The 23,217-nt window shown below is 64.0% G+C and carries 23 protein-coding genes; 10 read left to right on the top strand and 13 right to left on the bottom strand.

The genetic code is table 11. The annotated features are described in order from the left end of the window. Positions 1-58: 58 nt before the first annotated feature. Positions 59-1,171, bottom strand: coding sequence for an S-(hydroxymethyl)glutathione dehydrogenase/class III alcohol dehydrogenase (locus tag DKK67_RS18565; protein ID WP_204355878.1), 1,113 nt, complete (start codon positions 1,169-1,171; stop codon positions 59-61). 150 nt (positions 1,172-1,321) lie between these two features. Between DKK67_RS18565 and DKK67_RS18560 the strand changes: the two genes are divergently transcribed. Continuing rightward, complete coding sequence (locus DKK67_RS18560) at positions 1,322-2,308, top strand: GlxA family transcriptional regulator (RefSeq protein WP_111498015.1); 987 nt, start codon at positions 1,322-1,324, stop codon at positions 2,306-2,308. 12 nt (positions 2,309-2,320) lie between these two features. On the opposite strand, the gene DKK67_RS18555 is transcribed toward DKK67_RS18560, so the two are convergent. Next, on the bottom strand, positions 2,321-3,718 hold the full coding sequence (locus DKK67_RS18555) for an aminotransferase-like domain-containing protein (protein ID WP_111498014.1): 1,398 nt from the start codon (positions 3,716-3,718) through the stop codon (positions 2,321-2,323). 316 nt (positions 3,719-4,034) lie between these two features. Here DKK67_RS18555 and dctP point away from each other — a divergent pair, with 316 nt between their 5' ends. The 6 genes from dctP to DKK67_RS18525 all read left to right on the top strand — a co-directional run bounded on the left by dctP (position 4,035) and on the right by DKK67_RS18525 (position 10,321). Beyond that, a complete protein-coding gene (gene dctP, locus DKK67_RS18550) occupies positions 4,035-5,093 on the top strand; it encodes a TRAP transporter substrate-binding protein DctP (RefSeq protein WP_111498013.1) in 1,059 nt (352 codons plus the stop codon). 67 nt (positions 5,094-5,160) lie between these two features. Further along, the gene (locus DKK67_RS18545) at positions 5,161-5,673 is read left to right on the top strand and encodes a TRAP transporter small permease subunit (RefSeq protein WP_111498012.1); all 513 of its coding nucleotides are present in this window, start codon (positions 5,161-5,163) and stop codon (positions 5,671-5,673) included. After that, on the top strand, positions 5,670-6,992 hold the full coding sequence (locus tag DKK67_RS18540) for a TRAP transporter large permease (protein ID WP_111498011.1): 1,323 nt from the start codon (positions 5,670-5,672) through the stop codon (positions 6,990-6,992). The genes DKK67_RS18545 and DKK67_RS18540 overlap by 4 nt, the downstream gene beginning before the upstream one ends. Positions 6,993-7,011: 19 nt before the next feature. Beyond that, positions 7,012-8,280: a hydroxymethylglutaryl-CoA reductase, degradative gene (locus DKK67_RS18535; protein ID WP_111498010.1), complete on the top strand. Its 1,269-nt coding sequence runs from the start codon at positions 7,012-7,014 to the stop codon at positions 8,278-8,280. An 84-nt stretch (positions 8,281-8,364) separates the two neighbouring features. Then, positions 8,365-9,384, top strand: coding sequence for an SMP-30/gluconolactonase/LRE family protein (locus DKK67_RS18530; RefSeq protein WP_111498009.1), 1,020 nt, complete (start codon positions 8,365-8,367; stop codon positions 9,382-9,384). Between the two features lie 34 nt (positions 9,385-9,418). Then, the gene (locus DKK67_RS18525; RefSeq protein ID WP_111498008.1) at positions 9,419-10,321 is read left to right on the top strand and encodes a hydroxymethylglutaryl-CoA lyase; all 903 of its coding nucleotides are present in this window, start codon (positions 9,419-9,421) and stop codon (positions 10,319-10,321) included. Between the two features lie 87 nt (positions 10,322-10,408). Here DKK67_RS18525 and DKK67_RS18520 read toward each other — a convergent pair whose 3' ends face one another. The 3 genes from DKK67_RS18520 to DKK67_RS18510 form a co-directional block, all read right to left on the bottom strand. Then, positions 10,409-11,716: a short-chain fatty acid transporter gene (locus DKK67_RS18520; protein ID WP_111498007.1), complete on the bottom strand. Its 1,308-nt coding sequence runs from the start codon at positions 11,714-11,716 to the stop codon at positions 10,409-10,411. 147 nt (positions 11,717-11,863) lie between these two features. Beyond that, positions 11,864-12,526 carry a CoA transferase subunit B gene (locus DKK67_RS18515; protein WP_111498006.1) on the bottom strand — a complete coding sequence of 221 codons (663 nt, stop codon included), beginning with the start codon at positions 12,524-12,526 and terminating at the stop codon, positions 11,864-11,866. Between the two features lie 53 nt (positions 12,527-12,579). Beyond that, positions 12,580-13,278, bottom strand: a complete 699-nt coding sequence (locus tag DKK67_RS18510) for a CoA transferase subunit A (protein ID WP_111498005.1) — start codon at positions 13,276-13,278, stop codon at positions 12,580-12,582. A 155-nt stretch (positions 13,279-13,433) separates the two neighbouring features. Here DKK67_RS18510 and DKK67_RS18505 point away from each other — a divergent pair, with 155 nt between their 5' ends. Next, positions 13,434-14,330 (top strand): LysR family transcriptional regulator, encoded by an 897-nt coding sequence (locus tag DKK67_RS18505; protein ID WP_111498004.1) that lies wholly within the window; start codon positions 13,434-13,436, stop codon positions 14,328-14,330. Here DKK67_RS18505 and DKK67_RS18500 read toward each other — a convergent pair. Then, a complete protein-coding gene (locus DKK67_RS18500) occupies positions 14,327-14,620 on the bottom strand; it encodes a DUF1330 domain-containing protein (protein ID WP_111498003.1) in 294 nt (97 codons plus the stop codon). The genes DKK67_RS18505 and DKK67_RS18500 overlap by 4 nt on opposite strands. 259 nt (positions 14,621-14,879) lie before the next feature. On the opposite strand from DKK67_RS18500, the gene ribBA reads away from it, so the two are divergent. Then, positions 14,880-15,977, top strand: coding sequence for a bifunctional 3,4-dihydroxy-2-butanone-4-phosphate synthase/GTP cyclohydrolase II (gene ribBA, locus DKK67_RS18495; RefSeq protein ID WP_111498002.1), 1,098 nt, complete (start codon positions 14,880-14,882; stop codon positions 15,975-15,977). 57 nt (positions 15,978-16,034) lie between these two features. Here ribBA and DKK67_RS18490 read toward each other — a convergent pair whose 3' ends face one another. The 7 genes from DKK67_RS18490 to DKK67_RS18460 all read right to left on the bottom strand — a co-directional run bounded on the left by DKK67_RS18490 (position 16,035) and on the right by DKK67_RS18460 (position 21,277). Continuing rightward, complete coding sequence (locus DKK67_RS18490) at positions 16,035-16,604, bottom strand: NUDIX hydrolase (RefSeq protein ID WP_111498001.1); 570 nt, start codon at positions 16,602-16,604, stop codon at positions 16,035-16,037. A gap of 7 nt (positions 16,605-16,611) precedes the next feature. Next, positions 16,612-17,352, bottom strand: coding sequence for a GntR family transcriptional regulator (locus DKK67_RS18485; RefSeq protein WP_111498000.1), 741 nt, complete (start codon positions 17,350-17,352; stop codon positions 16,612-16,614). A gap of 61 nt (positions 17,353-17,413) precedes the next feature. Next, complete coding sequence (gene pcaC / locus DKK67_RS18480; protein WP_111497999.1) at positions 17,414-17,794, bottom strand: 4-carboxymuconolactone decarboxylase; 381 nt, start codon at positions 17,792-17,794, stop codon at positions 17,414-17,416. Positions 17,795-17,818: 24 nt separating this feature from the next. Further along, positions 17,819-18,325, bottom strand: coding sequence for a flavin reductase family protein (locus tag DKK67_RS18475; RefSeq protein ID WP_111497998.1), 507 nt, complete (start codon positions 18,323-18,325; stop codon positions 17,819-17,821). A 14-nt stretch (positions 18,326-18,339) separates the two neighbouring features. Next, on the bottom strand, positions 18,340-19,818 hold the full coding sequence (locus DKK67_RS18470; protein ID WP_111498154.1) for an aldehyde dehydrogenase: 1,479 nt from the start codon (positions 19,816-19,818) through the stop codon (positions 18,340-18,342). Between the two features lie 11 nt (positions 19,819-19,829). After that, entirely contained in the window at positions 19,830-20,660 is an 831-nt protein-coding gene (locus DKK67_RS18465; RefSeq protein WP_111497997.1) for an alpha/beta fold hydrolase, read from the bottom strand. Between the two features lie 17 nt (positions 20,661-20,677). Further along, on the bottom strand, positions 20,678-21,277 hold the full coding sequence (locus tag DKK67_RS18460; protein ID WP_111497996.1) for an amino acid synthesis family protein: 600 nt from the start codon (positions 21,275-21,277) through the stop codon (positions 20,678-20,680). 344 nt (positions 21,278-21,621) lie between these two features. Between DKK67_RS18460 and DKK67_RS18455 the strand changes: the two genes are divergently transcribed. Continuing rightward, positions 21,622-23,199 carry a BCCT family transporter gene (locus tag DKK67_RS18455; protein ID WP_111497995.1) on the top strand — a complete coding sequence of 526 codons (1,578 nt, stop codon included), beginning with the start codon at positions 21,622-21,624 and terminating at the stop codon, positions 23,197-23,199. Positions 23,200-23,217: the final 18 nt, after the last annotated feature.

The following is a 23,217-nucleotide window of genomic DNA, read 5'->3' as shown; positions in this document are numbered from 1 at the left end:
CGGGGACTGGTCTGAGGGAAATCCCCCCAGGCCCGGGGAGGGCCTGGGGGATGCGTCATCAGTAGTGAATGACGGTGCGGATGCTCTTGCCTTCGTGCATCAGCTCGAACGCTTCGTTGATGTCTTCGAGCTTCATGTTGTGGGTGATGAAGGTATCCAGCGGAATCTCGCCTTTCTCGGCTTTTTCCACGTAGCCGGGCAGCTCGGTGCGGCCCTTTACGCCGCCGAAAGCGGAGCCTTTCCAGACCCGGCCGGTGACCAGCTGGAACGGACGGGTGCTGATTTCCTCGCCGGCGCCGGCGACGCCGATGATGATGGATTCGCCCCAGCCCTTGTGGCAGCACTCCAGAGCGGAACGCATCAGCTCGACATTACCCACGCACTCGAAGGAGTAGTCGACGCCGCCGTCGGTCATCTCGACGATGACTTCCTGGATCGGCTTGTCGTGGTCCTTCGGGTTGACGAAATCGGTCGCGCCCAGCTCTTCGGCGATCTTGAACTTGGACGGGTTGATGTCGATCGCGATGATGCGCCCGGCCTTGGCCATCTTGGCGCCGATGATCGCCGCCAGGCCGATGCCGCCCAGACCAAAGATGGCCACGGTGGCGCCCTCTTCGACTTTGGCGGTGTTCAGCACCGCACCGATGCCGGTGGTGACGCCGCAACCCAGCAGGCAGACCTTGTCCAGCGGGGCTTCCTTGGGAATCTTGGCCAGGGACACTTCCGGCAGTACCGTGTACTCGGAGAAGGTGGAGGTGCCCATGTAGTGGTATAGCGGCTCGCCGTTGTAGCTGAAGCGGCTGGTGCCGTCCGGCATGACGCCCTTGCCCTGGGTGGCGCGCACGGAGCCGCACAGGTTGGTCTTGCCGGAGGTGCAGAACTTACACTCGCCGCACTCGGCGGTGTAGAGCGGGATCACGTGATCACCGACTTCCAGGGAAGTCACGCCTTCGCCGACGGCTTCGACAATGCCGCCGCCCTCGTGACCGAGAATGGTCGGGAACAGGCCTTCCGGATCGGCGCCGGACAGGGTGTAGGCGTCGGTGTGGCACACGCCGGTCGCGACGATGCGCACCAGCACCTCGCCGGCCTTGGGCGGTTCCACGTCGACTTCAACGATTTCCAGAGGCTTATTGGGGCCAAAGGCCACGGCCGCGCGGGATTTCATCAGTTGGTTCTCCTCAATTTCGATGTGCCATGCAATTCGATTAGGATAATGCACGCCGCCGCGCTCTGCCCGTCGAATTGCCCCGGATCAGGGACACATCGCCTGTAAATTTGGACACGGCGCACCATCCGCCATTCAGTGAAGAGGTTTTGCATGTCCGAACGCCAGAGACACCGCGTCGATCTGGTCATCTATCCGGGGTTCAAATCACTGGAGGCGATCGGCCCGCTGACGGTGTTCACCTATGCTAACAAGCACCTGGAAAGCCAGGGAATGGCTCCGTTCTACGACATCCGCGTGGCCGCCGCCGTGGCCGGGCCGGTGACGTCCGATACGGTGATGACGCTCGACGCCGCCCAATCGCTGGACCCGGACGATCTGCCCGACACCGCCCTGGTGGCCGGCGCCCACGACATTGAAGGGTCCATGGCCAACGCCCAGGGCGTGATCGACTGGGTGACATCCGCCGCACCGCGGATCAAACGCTTTGCCGCCCTGTGCACCGGCACCTTCTTCCTGGCGCAGGCCGGTTTGCTGGACGGCCGGCGGGCGACCACCCACTGGCGCATGTCGAAACGACTGGAGGAACGGTTTCCTGCGGTTGAGGTGGACGTGGACGCCATTTTCATCCAGCAGGGCAACCTCTGGACGTCGGCCGGGGTGAGCGCTGCCATCGACCTGTCGCTGGCCTTCGTCGAGCGGGACTGCGGTCACAAGCTGGCGCTGGAGGTGGCGCGGGATCTGGTGATTTTCCTCAAGCGCCCGGGCGGACAGTCCCAGTTCAGTGCGGATCTCGCCAGTCAGATGTCCCAGTCCTCCGCCGTGCGACGCATTCAGGCCTGGATCATGGATCACCTGGAGACGCCGTTCACGTCCAACGAACTGGCGGAGGAAGCCGCCATGAGCCTGCGCCATCTCACGCGGCTGTTCCAGAAAGAGACCGGTATGAGTCCTCTGGAATTTGTCGAGCGCTCGCGTCTCGACAAGGCCCGTCGCCTGCTGCAGGACACGGAATTGCCCCTGAAAAGCATTGCCTTCCGCTGCGGCTTTTCGTCGGATGAGCAGCTGCGTCGCACCTTCCGCAAGTACCTCGCCATTTTGCCAACGGATTACCGGGCGCGGTTTTCCAGTCCTAACTGATCGTCCGGGGCATCACGAACGGCGCCCCGGTCCGACGATCTCCTCCCTTAGAAAGTCGAGCAGCCGCGGATGCCGGGCGTGGGCGATGTTGATTCGCAGGGCCGAGCCGGCGTCCTGATCCGACAGCGTGAACAGATGGCCTGGCGCCAGGAAGATGCCTTGGTTTGAAGCCTTGTGGGCCAGCTCGATGCCGTCCACATGCGCTGGTAGCGGGCACCAGACGTAGTAACCGCCGGTTGGCGGCTGGATGTTGTCGATACCGGCCTGCTGAAGGGCGGCCACCGCTTCGGCGCCGGCCTTGGCAACGCGGTCCCGCAGTCGGGTCATGTGGCGGCGGTAGCGGCCACGCACGATCATCTCGTGGATCATTCGCTCGATCACGCTGGAGCCGTTCACCACCGTCAGCATCTTGATGTCGGTCAGTGACCGGATCAGTTTGCGGCTGGCGGCAACGTAGCCGCAGCGCAGGCTCGCGGACAGGGTCTTGGAAAAGGTGCCGACGTAGATCACGCGGTTGAGGGCATCCAGCGACGCGAGGTGGGGCGCGGAACGGGGCAGAATGTCGCCGAACGGGTCGTCCTCGATGATGGTCAGGTCGTGCTGTTCCGCAATGCGCAGCACGGCGTGCATGTTCTGCAGGGGCATCGAGGTGCCGGTGGGGTTGTGCGCCATGGGCTGGACAAACAGCAAGCGGGGCCTGTGCTCGCGAATGGCCTGTTCCAGGCGTTCCAGGTCCAGGCCCGCGGGCCCGCGGGGTACGCCGATGGTCCTGGCCCGCTGTAGGCGGAGTTTGCCGAACATCGGGTAATAGCCGGGTGTTTCCACCAGCACCGGTTCCCCCGCGTCGACAAAGTGCCGCACGATCAGGTCGAGGGCGTGATTGGCACCGAAGGTGAGCAGCACCTGATCCGGGTGAGCGCTGATGGCGCGGTCCGTCAGGGTGCGGGAGATGTCTTCGCGCAGTCCCAGCAGTCCCTGTGGGTTGCCGTACTCGAACTCGTCACCGTTGTCGTTGGTGGGCGCGATGCGCTTGAACTGACGCCGGATATCGGCGTTTTCCATCCAGCTGGCGGGCAAACGTCCATCGCCGGCGCGCACTTCGTAATGCTGGTTCAACTGCTCGCGCAACAGTGAGATCAGGTCCACCGCTTCGGTGAAGTGCTCGGGCTTGATGTCCGGATGGGCCGGCCGGGCCGCTTCCACGTAGAAGCCCGAACCTCGCCGCGGCGTGACATAGCCAGTGGCGACCAGTCTGTCGTAAGCGTCGATGATGGTGTTCTTGGAGACGCCAAAGCCCTGTGCGGCGCTGCGAATCGATGGCAGTCGGGTGCCGGCGGTGAGTTCTCCCTTCTCGATCTGGCTGACGATTGTGTCCGCGATCTGCTGGGCTCGCGCGGGTTGCTGATTCATACCTTCACCTGGATTGTACCCTTATTTTTCTGGGTACAGTGCATGGGACAATTTGGCAAATTGTACCTTGTTCAGTTTTTGTCACTGTCCTAAGTTTTGTACAGGATCCGCACAGAAGTCCAGCCGGAAATAATCTCCGGAGACGATGGGCGAGTCGGGCCGCGGGTTCCGGAGGTCGTCGCTGCAGTGGCGGACACCCGGGACAACCCGGAGCGACCGGAAAACAGCTTCTATAAAAGATCAGGTTCGATAAGAAAATGTGGCGCGTCCGCCATTCCCTGAACGGAGGACGTCGCCACTCACAACGGAGAACGTCATGAAATTACAGGCCAATAACAACCGTCGCAGTTTTCTTAAATCGATGGCCGCGTCCCTGCTCGTTGCCGCGAGCGCGGCCCTGCCGGGACTGGCTGCAGCCGACGAGCTGCCCAGCGTGAACTGGCGCATGCAGGCACTGTGGGACGCCGGGACCACGCCCTACGAGTACGAGAAACAGTTCGTCCAGCGGGTTGCCGACCTGACCGATGGCAAATTCCAGATTCGCCTCTTCGCCGGTGGCCAGCTGGCGCCGTCGGCCCAGGCGTTCGAAGCTGTGCGAGCCGGCGCCTTCCAAATGATGAAAACCTTTGACGGCTACGAGGCCGGTTCCATCCCGGCCTTTGCTTTCACCAGTACCGTGCCTTTCGGTTTCCCCGAGCCGGACCAGTACGAGGCCTGGTTCTACGAGAAGGGCGGTCTGGAGATGGCGCGCGAAGCATACGCCAAGGCGGGTCTGTTCTACATTGCGCCGACCGTCTACGGTCAGGAGCCCATCCACGCCAAGTTCCCGCTCAACTCCCTGGACGATCTGAAGGGTAAGAAAGGGCGTTTCGTGGGGCTGGCCAGCGCGGTGATGGGTGAATTCGGCGTTGCCACCACCGGCCTGCCCACTGCCGAGGTGTATCAGGCCCTGGAAAAGGGCGTCATCGACTTTGCCGACCGCGGCGACCTGACCGCCAACCTCGAAGCGGGTCTGGGGGAAGTGGCGGACTACGTCGTGGTGCCCGGCTTCCACCAGCCCACCACGGCTACCAGTTACGTGGCCAACCAGGCCGCTTATAACAAGCTGCCGGAGTCCTACCAGACGGCGCTGGCGGTGGCTGCACGGGAAATCTCCTCGTCCCTGCGCCAGCATATCCTGGCCCAGGACGCGGTGGCGCTGAAGAAGTTCGAGGAGCAGGGTGTCGAAGTGATTCACCTGAGCCCGGAAATCGTCGCCGAGGGCCGTCCCACCGCGATGAAAGCCTGGCGTAAGGCTGCCGGTGACGACGAGCTGGCCAACCGGGTGCTGGACAGCCAGATCGCCTTCATGAAAGAGCTCGATCTGATCGACTGATCGCATCCGTTACTGACGTAGCTGCCCGGCCTGCCGGCCGGGCAGCCATCCCCTGCTGAGGTTTACTATGCCTGTTCTTCTTGGCTACTGCCGTTGCATTACGGCGGTCAACCGCTGGGTGGCCGGTGCCGTTTCCGCGCTGGTCTTTGTCATGGTGGCGGTGATCAGCTACGAAGTGGTGGCCCGATACTTCTTCGACGCGCCCACCGTCTGGGCCATGGAGCTGTCGACGTTGCTGTTCGGCCCTTATTTCATGCTGGCCGGGCCCTACCTGTTGCACACGGCGGGGCACGTTAACGTCGACATCCTCTACGGCAAGCTGTCCCCGCGCATGGCTGGAGCCATCGATTGCCTGACCTATCCGCTGATTGTTGTCATCGCGGTGATTTTCATCGATCAGAGCCTGCCTGTGGCGATGAACGCCTACAACAGCGGTGAAACTTCCTTCACCGCCTGGAACCCTGCGATCTGGCCGGTGAAGGCGCTGATTCCCGTCGCCTTCGGACTGCTGCTCCTGCAGGCCCTGGCGGAAACTGTACTGGCGGCACGTCGTGCACTGGGCCGGGAGGTGGCGGTATGAGTTCCACCCTGGTCCTGTCGATGATGTTCGTGGGTCTGCTGGTGCTACTGTTGAGCGGCATGCCCCTGGCATTCGTGCTGTCGTCGCTGGCGGTCCTCTTCACCATCGCGCTCTGGGGCACTGACGCCCTGGTCCTGACGGTGCTGCAGACCTTCGATGCCATGACCTCGGACATACTTCTGGCGATTCCACTCTATGTGCTGATGGCCAGCGTGTTGCAGCGTTCGGGCATCATCGAGGCCCTGTACCGGGCCATGGAACTCTGGTTCCGGCGCCTGCCCGGCGGCCTGGCCGTAGGTACCGTTGCCATCTGCACGGTGATGGCGGCGATGACCGGGATCGTCGGCGCGGCGGTGGCGGCGATGGGCATCCTGGCGCTGCCGTCGATGCTCCAGCGTGGCTACGACCAGCGTCTCGCCCTGGGCACGATATGCGCGGGTGGCACGCTGGGGATCCTGATTCCGCCGTCGATCATCACCATCGTCTACGCGGCCACGGCGCAGATTTCGGTGGGCAAGATGTTTGCCGCCGGCATCGTTCCGGGTCTGGTGCTGGCCGGGCTCTACGTGGCCTACATCGTGCTGCGGGCCACCCTGCAGCCAGATAAGGCCCCTCGTGAGTTGAACGGCACGGTCGACCTGCGCGAGATGTTCGCCTCCCTCAAGTCGCTGATTCTGCCGACGCTGATCGTGTTCGCGGTGCTGGGTAGTATCTACGCGGGTATTGCCACGCCCACAGAGGCCGCGGCGGTTGGTGTGGTGGGCGCGATGATCTCCGCGGCCTTCCAGCGCGAGCTGAACCTGGGCAACCTGCGGGCGGCGGCGATGGATACCTTGCGGGTGACCACCATGATCATGTGGATCACCATCGGCGCCAAGATCTTCGTGTCGATCTTTACCGGCACCGGCGGCGCCGATTCCCTGCTGCAGTTCATTCAGGACCTGGAGGTCAACCGCTGGCTGGTGTTGCTGGCGATGATGCTGGTGCTGGTGTTCCTGGGCCTGTTCCTGGATGAGATCGGCATCATCCTGCTGTGCGTGCCGGTGTTCCTGCCGATCATCCATGCCTTCGATTTCGATCCGCTTTGGTTCGGTGTCCTGTTCCTGATCACCGCCCAGATGGCCTACATCACGCCGCCCTTCGGCTACACGCTGTTCTACATCAAGGGCGTGCTACCCGACGGCATCGGCATGGAGACCGTCTACCGGGCGATTGTGCCGTTCCTGATCCTGCAGCTGCTGGCCCTGGCGCTGTTCATCCTATTCCCCGACATCGTGACCTGGCTGCCGGAGCAGATTGCGCAGCCCGCACGGCCCTGATTACAGGAGAAGACTGACCATGACTACGACCACATCCCGCATTCCCGGGCTGCACAAACTGTCCCCCCGGGAGCGCCTGCAGAAGGTGGCGGAAACCGCCGGTCTGGGTGACGACGCCATCGCCCATCTGGCGGATACCGGCAACCTGGATGCGGCCACCGCCGATTCCATGATCGAGAACGTCATCGGCACCCTCAACATTCCCCTGGGAGTGGCCACCAACATGGTGGTTGACGGGCAGGAGGTGCTGGTGCCCATGGCGACCGAGGAGTCCTCGGTGGTCGCCGCGGTCTGCAATGCCGCCCGCCAGTGCCGTGGCAGCGGCGGGTTCACCACCGCCATGTCCGGTTCGCTGATGATCGCCCAGGTGCAATTGGTGGGCGTCACCAATCCTGAGTTTGCCCGCTTGCAGATTTTGGAGCACAAATCCGACATTCAGGCGATCTGCGATGACACCGACCCGGTGTTGCTGAAACACGGCGGCGGCTTTCGCGACGTGGAAGTGCGCGTTCTGGAGGGGCGCGACGGCCCTATGGTGGTCACCCACCTGGTGGTGGACACCCGTGACGCGATGGGGGCCAACGCCGTCAATTCCATGGCCGAGGCGGTGGCACCGCGGGTTGCGGAATGGACCGGCGGGCGTACCTACCTGCGCATCCTGTCCAACCTGGCGGATCGTCGCCTGGCGCGGGCCCGAGCCACCTGGTCGCTGGAGGACATCGGCGGTGCTGAGGTTCGGGACGGCATCCTGGCGGCCTACGACTTCGCCGACATCGATCCCTACCGGGCAGCGACCCACAACAAGGGCGTCATGAATGGCGTCAGCGCGGTGGTGCTGGCGACCGGCAACGACACTCGCGCCGTGGAAGCGGGGGCACATGCCTACGCCGCCCGCTCCGGCCAGTACCGTTCGCTGACTCGCTGGGAAGTGGATGCCGACGGCAACCTTACCGGCACCATCGAGATGCCGCTGGCGGTGGGACTGATCGGCGGCGCCACGCGTTCGCATCCTACGGCCCGCATTGCGCTGGACATCATGGGCATCCAGACCGCTGAACGACTGGCCTGCACCATCGCCGCCGTCGGCCTGGCCCAGAACTTCGCCGCCCTTAAGGCTTTGGCGACCACCGGTATTCAGAAAGGTCACATGGCCCTGCACGCGAAGAACATCGCGGTCATGGTCGGCGCCACCGGCGACGAGGTCGACAAGGTGGCCCAGGAACTGGTGGCCCAGGGCAAGGTGCGGGTGGACGTCGCCGAGGCGATTCTCAAGTCCCTGCGCGGCTGAGGCGCGCTTGCACCGCTGCTCGATTGGCGGCGGTGCGGGGCCGGGCGGCGCAGAGTAAACCACAAAAAGAAAGAGGACTGCAGCATGCGAAAAATTATTCAGATTGCCGTCATCGCGGTGCTTGTCGGTGCCGTGGCCGTGGCTCATGCGGCCTATCCGACCCTGTCGTATCAGTCGAGTAATCAGGGACCGGCGCCAATCCCGCCCAGCGAGCGCGGACTACAAACCATTACCGCCGAGCCCTGGTTCAAGGTGTCGGATGAAGGATTGCAGTTGGAAGGCCCGGCATTTGACCGCGCCGGCAATCTGTATTTTGTGGAAGTGTTCGGTGGTCGCGTATTCAAGCTGACGCCGGAACGGGAGTTGTCCACGATCCTGGGGGAGAACGACTTGGCACCGGCGGGGGTAGCGATCCACCGGAACGGCCGACTCTATATCGCCGGGTTAGGTAACTTCAGGGACACTGGTAGCGTGGTCTCGATCCGGCCGGATGGCTCGGACATGGAAACGGTGGTCGGCCCGGAGCAGGGATATCTTCCGGACGACCTCGTATTCGACGCCCAGGGTGGTTTCTATTTTACCGATTTCCGGGGTACGTCCACCGAGAAGATCGGTGGCGTTTATTACGTTTCTCCGGATCGGTCCACGATCACGCCGGTGTTGCCTGACATGGCCATCGCCAACGGTATCGCGCTGGGACCGCAGGGCAAGGTATTGTGGACCACGGAATTCAGCGCCGGCCGGCTGCACCGTATCGGCTTGAGCGACGCCACCACGATTGCTCCGTTCGGCACGGCGGTACCCTACCAGTTTACCGGCCCGGCGCCGGATTCGATCCGAACCGACCAGGACGGCAATGTCTACGTCGCGATGTATGGCCAGGGCCGTATTCTGGTGTTCAACCGCAACGGCATGCCTATTGGTCAGATTCTGCTTCCGGGGCGGGACGATGGCCACAACCTGCGATCCACCAGCATGGCGTTCCGCCCCGGAACCAGCGAGTTACTGATTTTTACCAACGATTGGGATCAGGGCCGTGGGTCGCAGATCTTCCACGTCCGCGGCTTTGCCAAAGGCACACCACTGTACGCCAACCAGTCCTGAACAGCGGCAGAACGGGTACCGAGAGAGGGATATCATGGCGATTCCAGAGACGGTCAAGATTGTGGAGGTCGGCCCGCGCGACGGCCTTCAGAACGAAGCCGGGATCATTGGCCCGGATGTGAAAGTGGCGCTGATCGAGCGGCTGGCCGACACCGGGTTGTCGGTGGTCGAGGCGGGGGCCTTCGTGTCTCCGAAATGGGTGCCGCAGATGGCGGGCAGCGCTGAGGTGTTTGCAGCGGTCCGGCGTCGGCCGGGGGTGTCCTATCCCACGCTGGTGCCCAACCTCAAGGGCTTCGAGGCGGCGCGTGCCGCCGGAGTTGAGGAGGTGGCGGTATTCGGCGCTGCGTCGGAAAGCTTTTCCCAGCGAAACATCAACTGTTCCATCGTCGAGAGCCTGGAACGTTTCCGACCGGTGGTGGAGGCGGCCCGCGAGACGGGTGTCCGGGTGCGGGGCTACGTCTCCTGTGTGCTGGGCTGCCCTTACGAGGGCGAGATCAGCCCCATGGCCGTGGCGGAGGTGGCGGACCGACTCTACCGCATGGGCTGCTATGAAATATCGCTGGGAGACACAATCGGTACAGGCACCCCGCTGAAAGCCCGGCAGATGGTGGAAACCGTCGCCGGCCATGTGCCCATTGAGCACCTGGCGGCACATTTTCACGATACCTATGGCCAGGCGCTGGCCAATCTTTACGCGGTGATGCAACTGGGTGTTGCCACGGTGGACAGCGCCGTCGCCGGACTGGGGGGCTGCCCCTACGCCAGGGGCGCGTCGGGCAACGTCGCCACCGAGGACGTGGTGTACATGCTCAACGGGATGGGCGTAACCACCGGTGTCGGCCTGCCACAACTGGTTGAGGTGGGGCACTGGATCAGCGGCGAGTTGGGTCGTAAACCGGCTTCCAAAACCGGTCAGGCACTGCTGCGGGCCGAATGAACGGTTGTCGGCCCGTAATGGACACAGTGCCGGAAACGCTGCCGGGCCCCGCTGGCGCGAGGCCCGGCGCGAACGGCTCGGGCCGTTCTACAGGAACGTCAGCCCCAGGCTGATCAGCACGCCGGTGATGAACAGCAGTAACAGGCAGTAGCCCATGATGTCCTTGGCCTTGAGGCCGGCGATGGCCAGCACCGGGAGGGCCCAGAACGGCTGCAGCAGGTTGGTCCAGGCATCGCCCCAGGCGACTGCCATGGCCACGCGCGGGATGTCGGCGCCGAGCTGTTGGGCTGCGGGAATCATGACCGGGGCCTGCACCGCCCATTGACCGCCACCGGAGGGCACGAAAATGTTGACCACGCCGGCGCTGATAAAGCTCCAGAACGGCAGGGTCTCGGCGCTGGCGATGGACGCGAAGCCGCTGGAGATGGTACCCGCCAGGCCGGACTGGGTCATGATCGCCATGATACCTGCGTAGAACGGGAACTGAATGACGATGCCGGCACCGCCGCTGATGGCTTCGTTCAGACTGGTCAGCAGGCGACGCGGTGTCTGGTGCAGGATGATGGCGAGGAACAGGAACATGAAGTTGACGATGTTCAGGTTGAGGCCGCCGCCCTGTGTGAAGTACTGGAAGGCAAACGCCAGGCCGGCAAAACCCACCAGCCAGGCGAGGATGCGGCTGTTCTCCAGGTGTTCCGCCGGGCGCGTGATGGTGGGCGTCTCGGCGCCGCCATCGTCCAGCTTTCCGGGATCGACGAAAATGCTCTCGCTCTGCGGCGGCAGCATCAGGCGGTTAACTACGGGTACCAGGATGAACAGACCGACGACGATGGCCAGGTTGAAGAAGGCAAAGATGGTGTCGCCGGTGCCGATGACGCCGATCATGTCCTGGGCGAAATGGCCTTCAGTGGCGATGGTCAGCGGAATTGAGCCGGCCAGGCCGCCGTGCCAGACGATGAACCCGGAGTAGGCGCTGGCAATAAGCAGCGGATAGTGGACCTGGATCCGTCGGGCCAGCGCCTTGGCGAACAGCGCGCCCACGACCAGGCCGAAGCCCCAGTTGATCCAGCTGGCGACCAGCGCGACGAAGGTCACCAGGATGATCGCCTGACCCGGCGAACGGGCCAGCGCGGCGATCCGGTCGAGGATGCCTTTCACCAGCGGGGTATTGGCCAGCATGTAGCCGCTGATCAGCACCAGCAGCATCTGCATGGAGAACGTCAGCAGGTTCCAGAAGCCATCGCCCCACATGCCGACGACGGCCGTCGGCGACTGGCCTTCCACGCCCATGGCGGCGATGAAGACCACCAGGGTGAGCAGCAGGACAAAAATATACGGGTCGGGCAGGTAGCGCTCCACCAGCCGGACGAAGGGTTTCGATGCGCGATTGAGCATGGGTCTGGTACTCCGTTTATTGTGTTTGTATCGTTGTCGGATTCGCAAAGCTGGGGCGACACGCCAGCATTGCCGCTATGTGGACAATGTAACCACGAAAGCCCCGGAGTCCGGGGCTGGTGTGATTCGCTGGCTTCCGCAACCGGTTTATCCGGTGACGGTCATCTCCGGTACATGGTCCGGGACCGTCAGTTCACCGCCGGTTTTCTCGATGATTTCCTCGACACTCACCCCGGGTGCGCGTTCCTTGAGGATGAAGCGGCCGTCCTCGATCTCAAGGTAGGCCAGATCCGTCAGCACTCGCTTGATGCAGCCGGCCCCGGTCAGGGGCAGGGTGCATGCCTGCAACAGCTTGGGTTCGCCGGACTTGGAGGCATGGGTCATGGTGACGATGATGTTCTCTGCGCCGGCCACCAGGTCCATGGCGCCGCCCATACCCTTCACCAGCTTGCCCGGTACCATCCAGGAGGCGATGTTGCCCTGCACATCCACTTCAAAGGCGCCCAGCACCGTCAGGTCGACGTGCCCGCCGCGGATCATGGCGAAGGAGTCGGCCGAGTCGACGATGGAAGCGCCGGCCTGCGCGGTCACCGTCTGCTTGCCGGCGTTGATCATGTCCGGATCGACCTGCTCTTCGGTGGGGAAGGGCCCCATGCCGAGCAGTCCGTTCTCTGACTGGAGCATGACATCAATGCCGGTCGGGACATAATTGGCCACCAGGGTCGGGATGCCAATTCCCAAATTGACGTAGAAGCCGTCTTCCAGTTCGGCGGCGACACGTTGCGCCATCTGTTCGCGGGTCAGTGCCATGGTCTGTTCCTCTTGTTCTGATTAGGTCGGCGGACGATGGAATGATCCGGCGTTCAGCCGCGCACGGTCCGCTTCTCGATCCGTTTCTCGAAGGTGCCGCAGATCAGCCGGTCGACGTAGATGCCGGGGGTATGGATCGCGGCGGGGTCCAGTTCGCCCGGGGCCACGATCTCTTCCACTTCGACGACGGTGACCTTGCCCGCCATGGCGACCAGCGGATTGAAATTACGGGCGGTGTGACGATAGATGACGTTGCCGTAGGTGTCGGCTTTCCAGCCCTTCACGATGGCGAAATCGCCGCCGAGAGCCTCTTCCAGCACATAGTGGCGGTGGCCGAACCGGCGGGTCTCCTTGCCCTCGGCGATGCGGGTGCCGTAGCCGGTGGCGGTGAAGAAGGCGGGAATACCGGCGCCGGCCGCGCGCATGCGTTCGGCCAGGTTGCCCTGCGGGGTAAGTTCCACTTCCAGGTCGCCGTCGAGCAGCTGTTTCTCGAACAGGGCGTTTTCGCCCACGTAGGAGGCGATCATCTTGCGGATCTGGCGGTCCTCCAGCAGCAGGCCCAGGCCGAAGCCGTCGACGCCGCAGTTGTTAGAAGCCACGGTGAGGTTGCGAGTGCCCTTGCGCTGGATCTCGGCGATCAGGTTTTCCGGGATGCCGCACAGCCCGAAGCCGCCGGCCAGCAGGGTCATGCCGTCTTCCAGGCCCGCCATGGCCTCTTCGTAGGAGCTCACGCGCTTATCGAATCCGGCCATAGTGCCGTCTCCTCTGTGTTGTTGTTGCTGTATTGACCCGAGTCTCGCGGCCGGCTTCTTATTTGTTAAGTTTGTATTTTCGATAGATTAATTGGTTTAATAAAACAATAATGAGGCGCAATCGCTAACCGATTGAATCAGCCCGGGAATGAGTCATGACCGTTAAACAGTTGCGGGCCTTCCTGGCGGTGGCCCAGACACTGAGTTTTGCCCAGGCCTGCGAGCGGCTGCACCTGTCGCAGTCGGCCCTGAGCCTGTCGATCAAGGCGCTGGAGGAGAGCCTCGGCGGTGCCCTGTTCAGCCGCACCACACGCAACGTGCGGCTGACGCCGGAGGGCGAGGCGCTGCTGCCCCTGGCACGTCGGCTGATGGCGGACTGGGACAATGCCCGGGACGAAATACGCCAGCGTTTCGAACTGGAACTGGGACGGGTAACCGTGGCCGCCATGCCCTCGTTCGCCGGTAACCGGCTGCCCGATATCCTCAAGGATTTCCGGGCGCGCTACCCCAAGATTGGCGTCACCATCCAGGACGTCATCAATGAAGATGTGATCGACCTGTTGCAGATTGGCCAGGTGGAACTGGGCCTGGCCTTCGAGCCACCGGCCGCCGCACGTTTGTCCTTCACGCCGCTGTACGTCGACCGCTTCGTGGCCGTGGTGCCGGCGGATTCGCCACTGGCGGCGGCGCGTGACATCGTCTGGAGCCAGCTGCTGGAATACCCCTTCATTGCCCTGCAACGGCCGTCTGCAGTGCGCTACATGCTGGAAGACGCCCTGGCTTCCCGGGAACAGACGCTGCCCGTGGAGTTCGAGAGCCACCAGCTCTCGACGGTGGGCCGGATGGTCGCCAGCGGCCTCGGTGTCAGCGTTGTGCCGGCCCTGTGTATCGGCCAGATGCGGGAGCTGGGCGCCCGCTGCCTGGCGCTGCGCGACCCCGTCATCGAGCGGCCGATCGGGGTGCTTCAGTCTTCCGAGCGGGGACTGTCGGTGGCCGGCCAGGCCTTGCTGGATACTCTGCTGACAACGCCGTTTGACGACCTGTTGCTCTAGCTCACTCCCTCCACAATCACGATATCCACCTCCGCCGCATCCTGGCGCGCGGCTCGCGCCTTGCGGTAGGCGTCCGAGTGGTAGCAATCCAGTGCCTGCTGGTAGCTGGGAAACTCGATGACCACCGTGCGCTGGGGCGTTGCCCGGCCTTCGAGCGCCTGGTTGTGGCCGCCACGGGCGACAAAGCGGGCACCGTGGGCCTGGAAGGCCTCCTTGGCCAGGGCCTGATAGGCGGCGTACGCCTCGGGGGCGGTCACCGTGACGTGGGCGATCCAGTAGCCTTTTGCCATGCTTGCTCTCCTCGTTTATTTTGGCATTCTGTATTATGGTATACCAAAATCAAGAAGTGAAAGAACGGGAATCCTTGCGCGTTGCCCGGTGGTAGCCACTGACAGCAGGCTGACCACCCAAATCGCGGGGCTCCGGGACGGCCGACGACCCGAGAGCTGTGACGACCGGGAACGCTGACGACCAGGCGTGCTGACAAACAAACGCGCTGACAAACAGAGTGCGGACAAACAAGAGTCCCGACAAACAAGAGTGCTGACGATGACGAATTTCGATTCCACCGAGAGCCTGATTGACGATATCCGCCAGGGGCGCATGGTGCTCCTGCTGGACGACGAAGACCGGGAAAACGAAGGTGACCTGGTCATGGCCGCCGAACAGGTGACGCCCGAGGCCATTAATTTCATGGCCACCCACGCCCGTGGCCTGATTTGCCTGACCCTGACGGGCGAGCGCTGTGACCAGTTGGAGCTGACGCCGATGGTGACCAACAACGGTGCCAGCTTCGCCACCGCCTTCACCGTGTCGATCGAAGCCCGCGAAGGGGTGACCACCGGCATATCGGCGGCCGATCGGGCGATCACGGTGCAGGCGGCGGTGGCGCCGGACGCCCATCCCCGGGACCTGGTGCAGCCGGGGCATATCTTTCCGCTACGAGCGAAGGACGGCGGTGTGCTGAGCCGGGCCGGCCACACCGAAGCGGGCTGCGATCTCACCCGACTGGCGGGGCTGGAGCCGGCGGCGGTGATCGTGGAAGTCATGAACGAGGACGGTAGTATGGCGCGCCGGCCGGAGCTGGAAGCGTTCGCCCGCCGCCACGGCATCCGTATCGGGACCATTGCTGATCTGATCCAGTACCGTCTGGCACGAGAGCAGACCGTCGAACATACCGGCCAGCAACCGCTGTCCACCGCGCATGGGGAGTTCGTGCTGCACACCTACGAGGATTTGATCACCGGCGATGCGCACCTGGCCCTGACCATGGGGGACGTGCGCGGTGATACGCCGACGCTGGTGAGGGTGCATTCGGTGGATCCACTGCGCGACCTGGTGGGGGCTGATTACCAGGGGCCGCGTGCCTGGTCGCTGTGGTCGGCACTGGAGAACGTGGCCAGCGCCGGGCGCGGCGCGGTGGTGATTCTGGCCAGCCAGGAATCGTCCCAGAGCCTCTTGTCCCGGGCGACGCGGCAGGACACGCCGCCGCCGGACGCCTCGTCGATCCGCTACTCGCGGGTAGGCACCGGCTCCCAGATCCTGGCCGACCTGGGCATCCGCAAGCTGCGCCTGATGGGCGCGCCGCTGAACTACAAGGGCCTGGCGGGCTTTGATCTGGAAGTGGTGGACATTGTCCAGCCCTGAGCGGATGAGTGGGTGCGGGGCGGCGATGGCCGGCCGCCCCGCCGGATCAACGCTCGTTCACCGCATGAAATGAATGGTGCCGTGCTCCATGCTGCCGGTGTAGATGCCGTAGCTGCCGCCAGCGTGCTCGGCGATGTAGCGCTCCAGTATCTGGCGGATCGCCGGGTAGAAGATCAGCTCCCAGGGCACCTGTTCCGGCAGGAACCAGTCCACCGCCTGGGTTTCGTGGCCGGGGCTGTCGTCCCACGCCAGCATCCGGGCGCGGTAGATGATGTACAACTCGTTGGTGGGCGGGACGCTGAAGATGGAGTAGGGCGTGGTGACGTCCACGTCCATGCCGGTTTCTTCCCAGACTTCCCGACGCGCCGCTTCCTCCACGCTTTCCCCCCGTTCCATGAAACCGGCCGGCAGGGTCCAGGTGCCCACCCGAGGTGGGATGCCGCGCTGGCACAGCAGCAGGCGGCCGTCCTGTTCGATGATGGCGCCGGCGATGACGCGGGGATTGTCGTAGACGATGCCGCCGCAGGCACGGCAGATGTCGCGCTCGTGGGTGTCGCCGGCGGGTACGTCCCGGGTTAGCGGGCCGTGGCCGCACTGGGCGCAGTAACGGGGGCCAGGGTTCGGCATGGCGGCCTCACTGCAGGCTTTGCGCCGCGCTCAGGGGTGGCGTGACGGGTTCGACCGATTCGCCCTGCTTGTCGGCCAGGGCGGCCAGGGCCACCCGGGAGGCGGCCAGGATATGCTCCACGCAGGCGGTATGGGCGGCTTCCGCGTCCCGTGCCTTGATGGCCTCGACGATCTTCGTCATTTCCTGGAAGCTGTCCACGTAGCGTTCCTTCTGCGACACCGAGGTGGCGCGCAGGTAGTTCACCCGCGCCTGCAACTGGCTCAGGAACTGGCCGGCGATGCGGTTGCCGGCCCCTTCGTAGAGCACGCCGTAGAAGTCGCTGACGGCGTTGACGATGCTGACGGTGTCGCCGCTGCGCAGGCTGACCTTGAGGATCTCCCAGGCGTGGTCGAATTCCGCCATCTGCTGGACCGTCGCCTTCTGTGTGAAGAGCTGGACCACCATGCTTTCCAGGACGGTGCGCAATTCATAGATGTCGCGCGCGTCCTCCAGCGTGATGACCGCCACCCGCGGGCCGCGCCCGCCTTCGCTTTCCACCAGGCCTTCGGCTTCCAGGTGGCGCAGAGCTTCCCGCACCGAGGTCCGGCTCACGCCGAGCTTGTCGCACAGGTCACGTTCCACCAGGCGATCGCCCGGCAGCAGTTGAAAACTCATGATGGCCTGGCGCAGCTTGTCGAGCACCATTTCCCGCAGTGTCGGCTGGTTGCGCGTGACTTTGAGGCTGTCGTCCAACGGGGTCCGTTGCATTTCATCTCCTGGCTGCAGGCTGTTGCGGGTGCCGCCTGTGCTTCGGCCGCACCCGTGTTCGCTAGATTTCGCCCATTTCACTGAGCACGTCGCGGGCCTGGCGGAAGGCGTCGATCGCGGCCGGAATGCCGCAGTAGATCGCCGTCTGCATCAGTACCTCGCGGATTTCGTCGACGCTCATGCCATTGTTGATGGCGCCCCGGACGTGCAGGCGCAGCTCGTGCGGGCGGTTCAGGGCTGTAATCATCGCCAAGTTTATCACGCTGCGATCCCGGTCGCTGAGGCCGTCGCGTTGCCACACGTTGCCCCAGCAGTATTCGGTGACCAGTTCCTGCAGCGGCTGGGTGAAGTCGTCGGCGTTCTGCATGGAGCGCTCGACGTGTTCGTTGCCCAGCACCTTGCGGCGCTTGGCCAGACCGCGGTCAAAACGTTCGTTCGGCATGGAAATGTCCTCGTCGCGTTGGATTCAGGAGGCGCGCGCCAGGGCGCGCAGGTTTTCCGGCAACTGGTCCATCTTGCCGCGGCAATAGAGCAGCGGATCAATCTCGTTGCCGCCGCACCAGAGCTTTTCCACCTCGCCCACCAGGATGGCGTGGTCGCCGCCGGGGTAGTCCTCCCAGACGCGGCACTCGAGATAGGCCGCGGCGCCGTCGATCAGGGCGTTCTCCAGCTCGGACCGGTGCCAGTCGATGCCCTCGCCCTTGTCACGGCCTTTGCCGGCGAAGCGGTAGGCGATGGCCTGCTGGTCGTGCCCCAGGATATGGATCGCGAAACGACCGTTGCGCTTGATCACCGGGTAGGAATCCGAATTGAGGCTGGGGCAGATCAGCACCAGCGGCGGCTCCATGGAGACGGCGGAAAACGCGCTGGCGGTGAAGCCCACCAGACGGTTGTCGTCATCGAGGGCCGTTACCACGGTGACGCCGGTTGGGAAGGCGCCCAGGACCTGCTTGTAGTCTTGTGTGTCGATCATGGCTCTCTCCCGTATTAACGCATGATGAAAGGATCGGGCATGGGATCTGAGGACAGGTTGATCCACAGGGTTTTGAGATCGGTGTAGTCGCGCACCGCGTCGATACCGCATTCCCGGCCGTAGCCGCTGGCACCGAAGCCGCCGATCGGAGCCATGGCCGAGACCGCGCGGTAGGTGTTCACCCAGAGGATGCCGGAGCGCACGTCCCGGGCCAGGCGATGGGCACGGGCGACGTCGCGGGTCCAGATGCCGGCGGCGAGGCCGTATTCGGTGTCGTTGGCCAGGCGCAGGGCTTCGGCTTCGTCATCAAAGGGGATCACCGCCACCACCGGGCCGAAGACTTCCTCCTGCACGATGGGCATCTGGTGGGAATCGCACGCCAGGATAGTGGGCGGGTAGTACCAGCCATCCCGCTCGCCCAGACGCTCTCCGCCGCAGAGCACTTGGGCGCCGTCGGTTCGGGCCTGGGTCACCATGCGGTCGATCTGGCCGAGTTGCGCCTCGGTGGCGATGGGGCCCATTTCCGTTTCGGCATCCGCGGGATCGCCAATGCGGATGCTGGCGGCGCGCTCGCGCAGTCGTTGCACCACGTCGTCACGGATGCTGCGCTGCACCAGCAGACGGGAGCCGGCCACGCAGCTCTGCCCGGAGGCGGCGAAGACGCCGGCCACCACGCCGTTGATGGCGCTCTCCAGGTCGGCGTCCTCGAACAGGATGTTGGGGGACTTGCCACCCAGTTCCAGGGACAGCTTGGCGAAGTTCTCGGCGCTGTTACGCACCACGTGGCGAGCGGCGCCGGCGCCGCCGGTGAAGGCAATCTTGCGTACTTTCGGGTGGGCGGTCAGGGCCGCGCCGGTGGACGGGCCGAAGCCGGTCACCAGGTTGACCACGCCCTTGGGGAACCCGGCCCGTTCCACCAGCCGCATCAGCTCGATCAGGCTGGCGGAGGCGTGTTCGGACGGCTTGATCACGATGGTGTTGCCCGCCGCCAGGGCCGGGGCCAGCTTGATAGCGGTCAGGTACAGCGGACTGTTCCAGGGGATGATCGCCGCCACGACGCCCAGCGGCACCCGCACGGTGGCGCCGAACAGGTCCGGTTTGTCCAGCGGCAGGGTCTCGCCCACCACCTTGTCGGCCAGGCCGGCGTTGTAATAGAAGAACTCGGGCAGGTAGCCCACCTGGCCCCGGGTTTCGCGGATCAGCTTGCCGTTGTCGCGGCTTTCCAGCTGCGCCAGGGTTTCGGCATTCTCCGCAATCAGCTGGCCCAGCCGGTACAGCAGTTTGCCCCGGGCGGTGGCGGTCAGGCCCGACCATTCCGGGCCTTCGAACGCCCGGTGCGCCGCCTGGACCGCGTCCTCGACGTCGTCGGCGTCGGCGTTGGGTACGCGGCACCAGGCTTCGCCGGTGGCCGGGTTGTAGCTGTCGAAAGTGGCGCCGGAGCGCGCGCCCCGCCACTCACCGTCGATGAACATCGTCAGCGTATCCAGATTCATCCGAGACTCTTTCATCCAAGACGCTCCTTTTGCAGGGAAGGGCGGTGCACGGTGTCGAGGAAGTCCAGCAGCAGGTCGTTGACCTGATCCGCCGCTTCCACCGGTGCCATGTGCCGCTGTCCTTCCAGAATGTATACCCGGGCGTCGGGCAACTGCCGCGCCAGCTTGTGGGCCATGTCGGGCGTCGATCCCGGGTCCAGCTCGCCGGTGGCCACCAGTACCGGGACGCGGATCGACGCCAGCCTGTCGGCTCCGAAATCGTCCTCGGTGCCGAACAGGGCGTAACTGCGATAATAACCGTCCGGGTGGTTGCTGGTGACCCGTTCGCGGACCGCGGCAATGCACTCCGGCTGGGCCTGGCGGAAAGCCGGGCTGAACCAGCGTTCCAGGGCGCCGTCGACGTTGGCCGCCGGCCCCTGCTCACGGGTCTGGGCCAGGCGCTGACGCACGCCCGACCGCTGGCGTTCGTTGCGATCGAAGACGCTGGAGAGTACCACCATCGCCCGCAGGTGCCTGGGGTGACGCAGGGCAAACGCCCGCGCCACCAGTCCGCCCATGGAGAAACCCGCCACCGTTGCCGCCGGAACCGCCAGCTCGTCGAGCAGCGTCGCCAACTGGTCGGCGTAGTCGTCCAGTGTGGCGTTCTCCGCCGGCAGAGGACTCTCACCGTGGCCCAGCATGTCGTAGGCGATCACGTCGTAATCTGCGGCCAGCGCCGTCATTTGCGCCTGCCACATGGTGGCGTCCAGGCCGACGCCGTGGATCAGGACCACCGGTTCGCCCTGGCCGGCGCGCCAGTAGCGGGTGCCGGAAGGGCTGATGTGTGCGTCGCTGAGCTGCATCTGTCCTCCCGCGCCGCTCACTGTTGAGCGGCCTGTTCGGCTTCTTCAGCCAGTTCCTTCAGGTCCTGGTAGCGATTGCCGATGCGCGGGTGCAGGCGGCCACCGTCCGCGGCGCCCAGCACCACCACGATCTCGTCGGCGCGGGGCGCGTCCTCGATGCGCATTTCCAGGGTGATGTAGTGGGAACGGAAGCCCTCATCGTGCTTGTGCATCATCGGCACCTGGATTGAGGTGCCCGGCGCGCCGCGCTTGTTGGTGAAGCTCAGGTAGCTCTTGGCGTCCACGGCTTCGCGGAAATGATTACCGAAGCGGAGGGTGTGGATGATGGCCGAGGCATGTTCGATCTCCCCTTCGGCACCCACGACGGCGGCTTTACCGTAGGCTTCGACCTGTTCCCCGCCGATCTCGTCCAGCACGTGCTTGACGATCAGCTCGCCCAGCTCCGAACAGCCGCCGCGGATTTCCGGCGACAGATCCTCCACGAAACCGCGTCCGGCCCAGGGGTTGGTCACCACCGCAGCCACGCCGACCATGGTCACGGGCTTGTCACCCGCTTTGCCGGCCTCGATGTAGGTGGTTTCCCGGTAGGTGACGATCTTGCGAATCTCGAAGCTCATTGCGCTCTCCTCGTTGTGACGGGTCCGGTCGGATCCGGTTCCTGATTTTGGTATACCATAATACCAAAAACCAATTCCGGCAATGAGTCGTCTGCCGCAAGCGCTGCCCCGGTGCGTCCGGTAATCGATCATAACCGGAAATAAATGAACAAAATCAGATTATTGGCTTTTACGTATTGACTTGAAATATTCTTTGTCGAAGAAAACCTTTGCATTCTGTATTATGGCATACCAATATATTTCACCGAGGTCTTCGATGACCCATGCATGAAAACGGGCCTCAGAGCCCGTCAGGCCTCTGACAATGAACAAGAACGCCGACAACGGAACTCGGGAGAGCTGGAATGCACGAAGTTCAATCCAACATGCCCAGGCGAGGGCTCTTCGCCGGGGTGAACAAGACGATGGCCATTTCATCGGTGACGATGGTGGTGGCTTTCGTTCTCTTCACCGTGTTGCAGCCGGAACTGGCCAACACGATCTATACCGGTATCAAGCAGTACATCGAGACGGAGCTGGGCTGGTACTACATCCTGACGGTGAACGTGGTGCTGTTCGTGGCCATTGCGGTGATCGTCAGCCCATACGGCAAGCTGCGCCTGGGGCGGGACGATGAGCGTCCGGAATTCTCCAACTTCACCTGGTTCGCCATGCTGTTCAGCGCGGCGGTGGGCACCGGGCTGCTGTTCTGGAGTATCGCCGAGCCGCTGAGCCACCTGCAGGGCAACCCGTTCATCGCCATGGAGGGCATCGCCCCCAACACGCTGGACGCGGCGCAAACCGCCCTGCGCATCACCATCTTCCACTGGGGCTTCCACGGTTGGGCGATCTACATCCTGGTGGGCACGATCCTGGCCTATTTCGCCTATCGCCGCGGCCTGCCGATGACCATCCGCTCGGCCTTCTATCCGTTGCTGGGTGAGCGTATCTACGGCCCCATCGGCCACGCCATCGATCTGTTGGCGATCTTCGCCACCCTGTTCGGTACCGCCACCACCCTCGGTCTCGGCGTGTCGCAGATGAATGCCGGGCTCAACAGCCTGTTCGGGATGGAAATTTCCAGCACCAACCAGGTCCTGCTGGTACTGGGCGTGACGGTGGCGGCAACGGTGTCGGCCGTGTCCGGACTGAAGAAAGGGATCCGGATGCTCAGCGAGTGGAACATCCACCTGAGCATGATCCTGTTCGCTTTCTTCGTCCTGGCGGGACCGACGGTGTTCCTGCTGACCATTTTCACCACCAGTGTCGGCGATTACCTGGGCAGCCTGCTGCCGATGGGCTTCTGGACCAACCCGGATCCCGAAAGCCAGTGGCAGGGCTGGTGGACGCTGTTCTACTGGGGCTGGTGGCTGTCCTGGGGCCCGTACGTGGGCATGTTCATCGCGCGGATTTCCCGTGGGCGCACCATCCGTGAAGTGCTGTTCGGCGGCATGCTGGCGGCCACCCTGGGTGCCATGGCGTGGATCGTGATTTTCGGCGGTACTGCGTTGCACCTGCAGCTGTTCGGTGGGGTCGATCTGGCCTCGGTGGCCAACGACAACGTCACCAAGGTGCTGTTCCAGACCATCGAGGCGCTGAACGTGCCCTGGCTCACCAGCTTCATGGTGGGTATGGCCACGCTGATGATCGTCACCTGGTTCGTGACCTCGGCCGACTCCGGCACCCTGGTGATCTGCACCATCCTGTCCCAGGGCAACCCGAATCCGCCGCAGCTGTATCGCGTGATCTGGGGTCTGGGCCTGGGTTCCACCTCGGCCGTCCTGCTGTTGGCCGGTGGCCTGCAGGCCCTGCAAACCGCCGCGATCGCCGCCGCACTGCCATTCTCTGTGGCGCTGCTGGTGATGTGCTACTGCCTGTTCAAGGCCCTGGCGACGGAACCGGTCGGCGAGGCGGCCGCGGTCAAGCAATCCGAAGCGTCGTAACGACGAACACCCAAGGAG

The sequence above is a fragment of the Marinobacter bohaiensis genome (assembly GCF_003258515.1).
In the GTDB taxonomy this organism is placed as follows: domain Bacteria; phylum Pseudomonadota; class Gammaproteobacteria; order Pseudomonadales; family Oleiphilaceae; genus Marinobacter_A; species Marinobacter_A bohaiensis.
The sequence above is the reverse complement of the archived record's forward strand: the minus strand, read 5'-3'. Positions and strand labels throughout refer to the sequence as shown.